8 protein-coding genes are annotated in these 8569 nt (G+C 73.2%); 2 read left to right on the top strand and 6 right to left on the bottom strand.

Annotation, left to right across the window (positions count from 1 at the left end; translation table 11 throughout):
* Positions 1 to 52: 52 nt before the first annotated feature.
* Together ACWGL3_RS28875 and ACWGL3_RS28870 are read right to left on the bottom strand one after the other, a co-directional pair.
* Positions 53 to 817 (bottom strand): crotonase/enoyl-CoA hydratase family protein, encoded by a 765-nt coding sequence (locus ACWGL3_RS28875; protein WP_267946660.1) that lies wholly within the window; start codon positions 815 to 817, stop codon positions 53 to 55.
* Between the two features lie 9 nt (positions 818 to 826).
* Positions 827 to 1600 carry an SDR family NAD(P)-dependent oxidoreductase gene (locus tag ACWGL3_RS28870; RefSeq protein ID WP_267946661.1) on the bottom strand — a complete coding sequence of 258 codons (774 nt, stop codon included), beginning with the start codon at positions 1598 to 1600 and terminating at the stop codon, positions 827 to 829.
* Between the two features lie 203 nt (positions 1601 to 1803).
* Between ACWGL3_RS28870 and ACWGL3_RS28865 the strand changes: the two genes are divergently transcribed.
* Positions 1804 to 2400 carry a Uma2 family endonuclease gene (locus ACWGL3_RS28865; protein WP_267946662.1) on the top strand — a complete coding sequence of 199 codons (597 nt, stop codon included), beginning with the start codon at positions 1804 to 1806 and terminating at the stop codon, positions 2398 to 2400.
* Positions 2401 to 2404: 4 nt separating this feature from the next.
* Here the strand turns inward: ACWGL3_RS28865 and ACWGL3_RS28860 are convergent, their stop codons facing one another.
* The 4 genes from ACWGL3_RS28860 to rplM form a co-directional block, all read right to left on the bottom strand.
* Complete coding sequence (locus tag ACWGL3_RS28860; protein ID WP_267946663.1) at positions 2405 to 3433, bottom strand: ROK family glucokinase; 1029 nt, start codon at positions 3431 to 3433, stop codon at positions 2405 to 2407.
* A gap of 232 nt (positions 3434 to 3665) precedes the next feature.
* Positions 3666 to 5006 carry a phosphoglucosamine mutase gene (glmM, locus tag ACWGL3_RS28855; protein WP_267946664.1) on the bottom strand — a complete coding sequence of 447 codons (1341 nt, stop codon included), beginning with the start codon at positions 5004 to 5006 and terminating at the stop codon, positions 3666 to 3668.
* A 159-nt stretch (positions 5007 to 5165) separates the two neighbouring features.
* On the bottom strand, positions 5166 to 5675 hold the full coding sequence (rpsI, locus tag ACWGL3_RS28850) for a 30S ribosomal protein S9 (RefSeq protein ID WP_330161793.1): 510 nt from the start codon (positions 5673 to 5675) through the stop codon (positions 5166 to 5168).
* A 37-nt stretch (positions 5676 to 5712) separates the two neighbouring features.
* Positions 5713 to 6162 carry a 50S ribosomal protein L13 gene (gene rplM, locus ACWGL3_RS28845; protein ID WP_267946666.1) on the bottom strand — a complete coding sequence of 150 codons (450 nt, stop codon included), beginning with the start codon at positions 6160 to 6162 and terminating at the stop codon, positions 5713 to 5715.
* Positions 6163 to 7693: 1531 nt separating this feature from the next.
* Here rplM and ACWGL3_RS28840 point away from each other — a divergent pair.
* Positions 7694 to 8533 (top strand): flagellar basal body-associated FliL family protein, encoded by an 840-nt coding sequence (locus ACWGL3_RS28840; RefSeq protein WP_267946667.1) that lies wholly within the window; start codon positions 7694 to 7696, stop codon positions 8531 to 8533.
* Positions 8534 to 8569: the final 36 nt, after the last annotated feature.

The following is an 8569-nucleotide window of genomic DNA, read 5'->3' as shown; positions in this document are numbered from 1 at the left end:
GCCCCCGGGAGGGGACGGCCGCCGCACGCGGAGCCGGAGGCGCCGGGCGGCGCTACTCGCCCTTCCACACGGGGGCGCGCTTCTCGGCGAACGCCGCCGCCCCCTCCATCGCGTCCCGGCTGGCGAACACGGGGCCCGCCAGCTCGTTCTGCCTCTCCCACATCTCGGCGGAGGACCAGTCGTCCGAGGAGGCGATGATCTCCTTGGACACCCTCACCGCCAGCGGGCCGTTGGGGGTGATCCGCGCCGCCAGGGCGCGGGCCCCCTCCAGTGCCCCGCCGCTCACGGTGACCTGGTTGACCAGGCCCAGCTCGGCCAGCCGGGGGGCGCCGACGAAGTCGCCGGTGAGGGCGAACTCCATGGCGATGTTGCGCGGGATCCGGTGGTGCAGGCGCAGCAGCCCGCCCGCACCGGCGACCAGGCCGCGCTTGGCCTCGGGGATCCCGAACTGGGCGTCCTCGGCGGCCACGACCAGGTCGCAGGCGAGGACCGCCTCGAACCCGCCCGCGAGGGCGTAGCCCTCGACGGCGGCGATCAGCGGCTTGCTCGGACCGCGCTCGGCGAACCCGCCGAATCCGCGCCCCTCCACCAGGGGGACCTCGCCCTTCATGAAGGCCTTGAGGTCCATCCCCGCGCAGAAGGTGCCGCCCGCGCCGGTGATGATGCCGACGCTCAGGTCCTTGCGTGCGTCCAGGTCGTCGAGGGCTTCGGCGACCTGGGCGGCGACCGCGGCGTTGACCGCGTTCCTGGCCCCGGGCCGGTTGATGGTGATGACGGCGACGCCGTCCTCGGCCGTGTAGAGAACCTCGTCGGACACGGTGTCCCCCTACTTCGGCGGCATGCGGAGCGCGCCGTCGATGCGGACGACCTCTCCGTTGACGTAGCTGATCTCCAGCAGGGCGCGCGCCAGCTTCCCGAACTCCGCGGCGGTGCCGAGGCGCTTGGGGAAGGGGACCGGCGCGGCCAGACGGGCCTTGAACTCCTCCGAGGCGGGGCCCTCCCCGTAGATGGGGGTCTCCAGGATGCCGGGGGCGATCGTGTTGACCGTGATGCCGACCGCGGCGAGGTCGCGGGCCGCGGGGAGGGTCATGCCGATGACGCCGCCCTTGGAGGAGGAGTAGGCGATCTGGCCGATCTGGCCCTCGATGCCCGCGAGGGAGGCGGTGTTCACGATCGAGCCGCGCTCGCCGTCCTCGTTGAGCGGCTCGGTCTTGGCGATCTCGGCCGCGGACAGGCGCAGCACGTTGAAGGTGCCGATGAGGTTGACCTGGATGACCTTCTGGTAGCTGTCCAGGTCGTGGGGGGTTCCGTGGCGGTCGACGGTACGGGTCGCCCAGCCGATCCCGGCGCAGGAGACCGCGACGCGGAAGGGCCTGCCGGTGTCGACGGCGGCCTGGACCGCGGCCTTGACCTGGTCCTCCCGGGAGACGTCGGTGGAGACGAAGACCCCGCCGATCTCCTTGGCGACGGCCTCGCCGCGTTCGGCGTTGAGGTCGGCGACGACGACGGTGGCGCCCGCTGCCGCGAGCTCCTTGGCGGTGGCCTCGCCCAGGCCACTCGCGCCGCCCGAGACGAGGGCGGAGATTCCGTTCAGATCCATGGCCCGAACTCTACCGAGGATGTGACCCACGCACTAGAACCGGGTTCGGTTAATTGCGGACGACCTCTCCGGACCGGAGCCCGCACCGTCCCACCGGCCCCTTTCCCGCTCCGACGCACCTTGTCGTCACGGAGCGCTACCTTCCTGTCATGAGCAGAGCAACAGGATTACAGTGGGCTCAGGAATCGACCCCGGAGGAATCGATGACCGCCGAGCCGCTCCCCGCCTGGTTCATGCCGCCGCCCGGTGGATGGACCGCCGATCACATGGACAACCTTCCCCCGGGGGTGCCCCGGATGGAACTCATCGACGGAGCGCTCGTCCTGCTTTCCCCCCAGACCCGGTTCCACAGTCAGGTCATGCGTCGGCTCGCCAATGCCTTGGAGGACTCGGCTCCCCCGAACGTCGAGGTCCTGCAAGAGATGACGATGAAACTCGGTAAGTACCAGAGGCCGGAACCCGACGTACTCCTCTACCGGTTCGAGAAGGGCGACGAGGAGCACCTCGACCGGTACCGGGCCACCCACGTACCGCCCGAGAACGTTCTCGTCGCCATCGAGATCGTGTCCGACGAGTCCCGGGACCGGGACCGCACCACCAAACCCCTCAAGTACGCACAGGCGGGCATTCCCCACTTCTGGAGGGTCGAGCACGAGGAGAACGGCCCGGCGATCCACGTCTACGAGCTCGACGGGACGAAGGACCCCCGCTACGTGCCGGTCACCATCGCACGGGAACGGCTCAAGCTGGACGTGCCCTTCCCGATCGACATCGACGTGAAGGCGCTGGCCCCCCGCTGACGGCTCAGCCCCGGTACGGCCCCCTCAAGCGCCGCTGGCGGCGCCTCTGGTGCCACCGGGGCAGTCCCTCCCGGGCGAGGTCGGCGGCGCCGATCAGCCCCGCCTCGTTCCCGAGGGCCGCCGCCGCGACCCGTGCGGTCGGCCGGTAGCCCCGTCCGGTGAGGTTGCGCTCGAACGCCGCACGCGCCGGTGCCAGCAGCAGCTCCCCCGCCTCGGACACGCCGCCGCCGATGATGAACAGCTCCGGGTCGAACGCCGCGGCCAGATTGGCCAGGCCGGTCCCCAGCCACTCCCCCGCGTCCTCCATGAGCTCCACGCACGCCCGGTCGCCCTTGCGCGCCAGCTCGCTCACCAGCGGACCGGTGATGAGCCGGGCGTCGCCCCCGACCGCCTGGTGCAGGGCCCTGGCCACAGGGGACTCCGCCGCCACCAGCTCCCGGGCCTCCCGGGTCACCGCGTTGCCGCTGGCGTACTGCTCCCAGCACCCGCGGTTGCCGCACTCGCACCGGTGGCCGCCCGGCACCACCGTCATGTGTCCGAACTCACCGGCCAGCCCGTACCGGCCGCGGTGCAGCCGACCGTCCAGCACCACCGCCCCGCCGATTCCCGTGCCGAGGTTGACCACCACGACGTGGTCCACGCCCTGGCCGGAACCGGCGCACACCTCCGCCCACGCGGAGGCGTTCGCGTCGTTCTCCACCACCACCGGCAGGCCCAGCCGCAGCGACAGGGCGTCGCGCAGCGGCTCCTTGCGCCACGACAGGTGCGGGGCGAACAGCACGTTCGCGCGCCGTTCGTCCACGAAGCCGGCCGCGCCCACCCCCACCGCGCGCACGGGAAACTCCCGGCGCAGCTCCTCCACCGCGGACACGATCGTGTCCTCCACCACCGCGGGGCTCTTGCTCCGCTCAGGCGTCTCCGTGCGCAGGCGGGCGAGGATGCGCCCGCCCGGCGTCACCACGCCCGCCGCGACCTTCGTGCCGCCGATGTCCACCCCGATCGTCAGGGCGTGCCCGTACCGCGTGTCCGCCATCGTGACCACTTCACCGGTTCCAGGGACCCGCGCCGGAGTGGCGGGTCCGCCACACAGGGGAACGCGCACCCGGGCGGCGTCGTGCCCGGGTGCGCGTTCGAGGGGTCGGGGCCGCGCCCCGGCGGGCCTTCGCGGAGCGAAGGCCCCTGGAGCGCCCGGGCCGTGTCCCGCGGGTCGTTCCGGGCCCGCGGCGCGGGCGCCGGGCCCACCGGGAGCACCCGCGGACCACGTCCTAGCCCAGTGCGGAGCGGACCACCGCGGCCAGCCGCTCGGCCACCGCCGTCGCCTGCTCCTGCCCGGGAGCCTCCACCATCACCCTGACCTTGGGCTCGGTCCCGCTCGGACGGATCAGCACCCGGCCGGTCTCACCCAGCTCCGCCTCCGCGGCGCGTACGGCCGACCACAGCTCCTCGGAGTCCTTCACCCGGGACCTGTCCACGTCGGGGACGTTGATGAGCACCTGCGGCAGGCGCGTCATGACCTTGGCCAGCTCGGCCAGCCCCTGCCGGCGGTGGGCCATCGCCGCGAGGAGGTGCAGCCCGGTCAGCACGCCGTCGCCGGTCGTGGCGTGGTCCAGCAGGATCACGTGCCCGGACTGCTCGCCGCCCAGGCCGAAGCCGCCGCGCTTCATCTCCTCCAGCACGTAGCGGTCGCCCACCGCGGTCTCCACCACGGCGATGCCCTCCCGCTCCATCGCGAGCTTCAGCCCCAGGTTGGACATGACCGTCACCACGAGGGTGTCCTCGGCGAGCCTGCCCGCGTCCTTGGCCTCGGCGGCCAGGATGGCGAGGATCTGGTCGCCGTCGACCACGCGGCCGTCCGCGTCCACCGCCAGGCAGCGGTCGGCGTCGCCGTCGTTGGCGATGCCCGCGTCCGCGCCGTGCAGGAGCACGGCCTCCTGGAGCACCTCGAGGTGCGTGGAGCCGCAGCCCTCGTTGATGTTGTAGCCGTCCGGCCGGTCCCCGATGGTGACGACCTCGGCGCCCGCCCGGCGCAGGGCCTCGGGGGCGACCGCGGTGGAGGCGCCGTTGGCGCAGTCCACCACGACCTTGAGGCCCTTGAGGCTGTGCGGGACCGACGCGAGCACATGGGCGACGTAGCGCTCGGCCCCGTCGTCCGCCTCGCCGACCCGGCCGACCTGGTCGCCCACGGCGGGGGTCGAGGGCACGCCGAGCATGCCCTCGATCTCCTCCTCCAGGGCGTCCTCCAGCTTCTGGCCGCCCCGGGCGAAGAACTTGATGCCGTTGTCGGGGGCCGGGTTGTGGCTGGCGGAGAGCATCACGCCGAAGTCGGCGTCCAGCTCGCCGGTGAGGAAGGCCACGGCCGGCGTGGGGAGCACACCCACGCGGACCACGTCCACGCCGGTGCTCGCAAGGCCGGCGACCACGGCCGCCTCCAGGAATTCGCCGGAGGCGCGCGGGTCCCGGCCGACCACGGCCCTGGGTCTGCGCCCCGACCCGCTGTCCCGGGTCAGCACCCTCGCCGCGGCGATGGAGAGGTCCAGCGCCAGGGACGCGGTCAGGTCCCGACCGGCGACACCCCGTACACCATCTGTTCCGAACAGCCGAGCCACAGGCGACCAGCCCCTTTCGCAAACGGCGCCGCGTCCGGCGCCGGTGAAGTTCAGCGTGGCGCAAGCCACCGGAAAAACCAAAGACCCGCACGCCGCCCCCTGGAAACGGGAACGGCGTACGGGCCGAAGCTCAGCCGAGCAGGTGCCGGCGCATGAGCACTAACGCTTGGAGAACTGGGGAGCCTTGCGCGCCTTCTTGAGACCGGCCTTCTTCCGCTCCACCTCACGGGAGTCGCGGGTCAGGAAGCCGGCCTTCTTCAGGGTCGGGCGGTTGTTCTCCGGGTCCAGGGTCGCGAGCGCACGGGCGATGCCGTGGCGCAGCGCGCCGGCCTGGCCGCTGGTGCCGCCGCCGTCGAGACGGGCGAAGACGTCGTAGGCGCCGTCGAACCCGAGGGAGACGAACGGGTCCTTGATGGTCTGCTGGTGGACCTTGTCCGGGAAGTAGACCTCAAGGGGCTTGCCGTTGACCTTCCACTCGCCCGAACCGGGGGCGATGCGGACGCGGGCGACAGCCGACTTGCGGCGACCGGTACCGGCGCTGGGGCCGGAGGCGGTGGGGACGTAGGCGGCGACGGTCTCGTCGGACTCGCTGGTGTACTCGGAGGGGAACTCCTCCGGGTTGTCAGCGATCTCCTGCTCGACCTCTTCGATGCCGGTGGGCTCGACCACGGTTTTCCTCGTGCTCTCTGTAAAAGTCTGCGAACGCCTAGGCGGGCTGCTCGATCTTGGTGATGGCGAACGGAACCGGCTGCTGGGCCTGGTGCGGGTGCTCCGCGCCCGCGTACACCTTGAGCTTCTTGGCCATCTGGCGGCCGAGGGAGCCCTTGGGCAGCATGCCCTTGACGGCCTTCTCGATGGCGCGCTCGGGGTTGTTCTCCAGCAGGTCGACGTACGCCACGGAGCGCAGACCACCGGGGTAGCCGGAGTGCCGGTAGGCCTTCTTCTGCTCCAGCTTCTTACCGGTCAGGGCGACCTTGTCGGCGTTCACGACGATCACGAAGTCGCCGGTGTCGATATGGGGCGCGTAGTACGGCTTGTGCTTGCCCCGAAGGAGCGTGGCAACCTGGCTCGCCATACGCCCGAGCACGAGATCGGTAGCGTCGACAACGTGCCACTGACGCTGGACATCGCTTGGTTTGGGGCTGTATGTGCGCACGATCGTTTGCCTTCGCTTCTTCAGTCGGCTGCCCCATCCCGAAGGTGGGAAGGGGGACTCGTATACACACCCGCGGTTGCGGGGTGTTTGGCCGGGTGTCCCATGCCAATCACAGGACTCTCCGATGGTGAGTGCGCAGACGATGGTGCGTGGATCGGCACCCGAATACGGGAGTTCGGGGCCCACGGCAACTCAACGCACAACGACGGGATATCCTACCTGGCCACCATAGCGCAGGTCAAAGCCAGCGACAGTGCGGACCGGCAGGACCACGCTCGGCGGGAAGCGCCGGCACGGGGTCACATCCGTGACCTCTCCGCCTTTTATTATGCCTTGTGCCGAGAGTGCTTCGTCCTGCGACCGTCCGCGCGTTGGCTACGCTTGCACCGAAAGGCCGGTCTCCGCCCGGAACGACGGGCGCCGACACGCACCCCAGGAGACGCCCGTCACGGACGCCGACCCCCCGGGAGCCGGTGCTGACGCCAGAGGGCGCACCAGGCCGTGAGCCCGGTCGACCGCGGCCCGGTTCCCATCCCCAGAGCCTTCGGAGACTCCCATCAGTACCCATCCGAACCAGCCACAGTACGGACCCGACGGGCGACCCCTCGGACCGGAGGCCGGTGACGGCCAGGACCTGCTCGGATCAGCGGCCCCCCACGCCGAGGGCCAGCATCCCACACCGGGGCCGCAGCAGCCGCACTCCGCGCCCGCGGGCGGCCGGCCGCCCCTCCCCCCGCAGCCCTCCCCCCCGCACGCGCGGCCCGGCGGCCCGCAGACCCCTCCCCCGTACCCGCAGAGCGGGCCCCAGCAGGGGTTCCACGGCGGCCAGGGCGACCCCGCGGGCCGCGGCGGCCCGAGCGGCCCCCAGGAGCCGCCCTACCCCGGCGGCCCCGTCGCCGCGCCCACGGGCGGCCGGCCCCCGATGCGCCCCGGACAGCCGCCGTACGGCGCTCCCACCGGCGGACACGTGCCTCCGCACGGGGGCCCCGCCGGGGGCCAGGTCCCCCCGCACGGGGGCCCCACGGGCGGCGGTCCCGGCATGGGACATCTCACCCCGGGCGGTCCCCACCAGCCCCCCGGCCGGACGCTCCCCCCGGGCGCCCTCCCCCACGGCCAGGGCGCGCCGCCCCTCCCCCCGCACGTGCAGGGACGGCCCGGCCCGCCCCCCGGCGCCCCGGCGCCCGGACTGCCGCAGGCTCCCGGGCTGCCGCAGGCTCCCGGCACGCCCCAGGGGCCGCAGGATCCCCGAAGACAGCAGGGGCCCCAGCCGGACTTCCAGGTGACCGGGCAGCCGACGTACGGCGCCCCCACCGGCGGGCAGGTCCCCCCGCACGGGGGCCCCACGGGCGGCAGTCCGCGCCCGCTCCCCGGCGTGCCGTCCGGCGGCCAGGTCGGCGGCGCCCCCGCGCTGCCGCCGGGCGCGCTTCCGCCCGGCGCGGCCCCGAGCCCCCAGCAGGCCTTCCAGGCGCCGCCTCGCGGCCCGGGGGCCGGGGAGCCGGGTAGGGGCGACCCCGTGTTCCCCCCGGAGGCCATGGGGGCCACACAGAACATCCACGCCGTCCCCGCGGCGCCGGGCAGGCGCGACAACCGCCCCCTGTACCGGGACGAGGTCCCCGACGACGCCGGCGTCGACACGGCGCAGTTCGACGTCCGGGGGATCGACGACTACGAGGACTACGACGACTACGCGTCCGGTGACGACGGCTATGCGGACGCGCGCGCCGGAAAGCGCCGCCTCCTGATGATCGCCGGGTTCGCCGCGCTGCTGGTCGTCGCGGGCGGCGTGACGTTCCTCCTCGCCAGCGGCGGGGGCACGGAGTCCGGCGGGGCGAGCGCCTCCGCCGTCGCGGACGAGTCCGACGACCCGGGCGCGCTCGCGCCGGACGACCTCTTCCCCGAGACCCTGGACGTGGAGGGCGGCACGTTCACCCGTGTGGCCGTCGACGACATCGAGGACTGCTCCGCGGGCGCGCACGGCGACTACGGCCAGGTCCTCTCCGACAACGAGTGCCGCCAGCTGGTCCGCGCGTCCTACCTCAGCGAGGACGAGGCCCACGCGGTGACCATCGGGGTCGCGGCGTTGCCCTCGGACGAGGACGCCGCCGCCGCCATGGAGGCGCAGGACCTCGTGGGGGCGCAGTGGTTCGCCGGCCTCGCCGGCGAGGAGGGCACCCCCGCGGAGCGGCTCGGCCACGCGGGCGGGCACGGCAGCAGCGGCCAGTGGGGCCGCTACGTGCTCTTCGCCCTGGCCACCAACAGCGACGGCTCCGAGGAGGGCTCGGAGGAGAGCGAGTCCGCCACCGAGCTGCGCACCATCGGCGACGGCTTCCTCGACGAGGCGTTCGGCGCCCTCAGCGAGGACCGCGCCTGATCCGCCCGGGAACACGGGGAGGGGGCGCCCGGACCG

Source organism: Nocardiopsis sp. NPDC055824, assembly GCF_053616335.1.
Note: the sequence above shows the minus strand (reverse complement) of the source record. Positions and strands in the feature narration are given on the sequence as shown.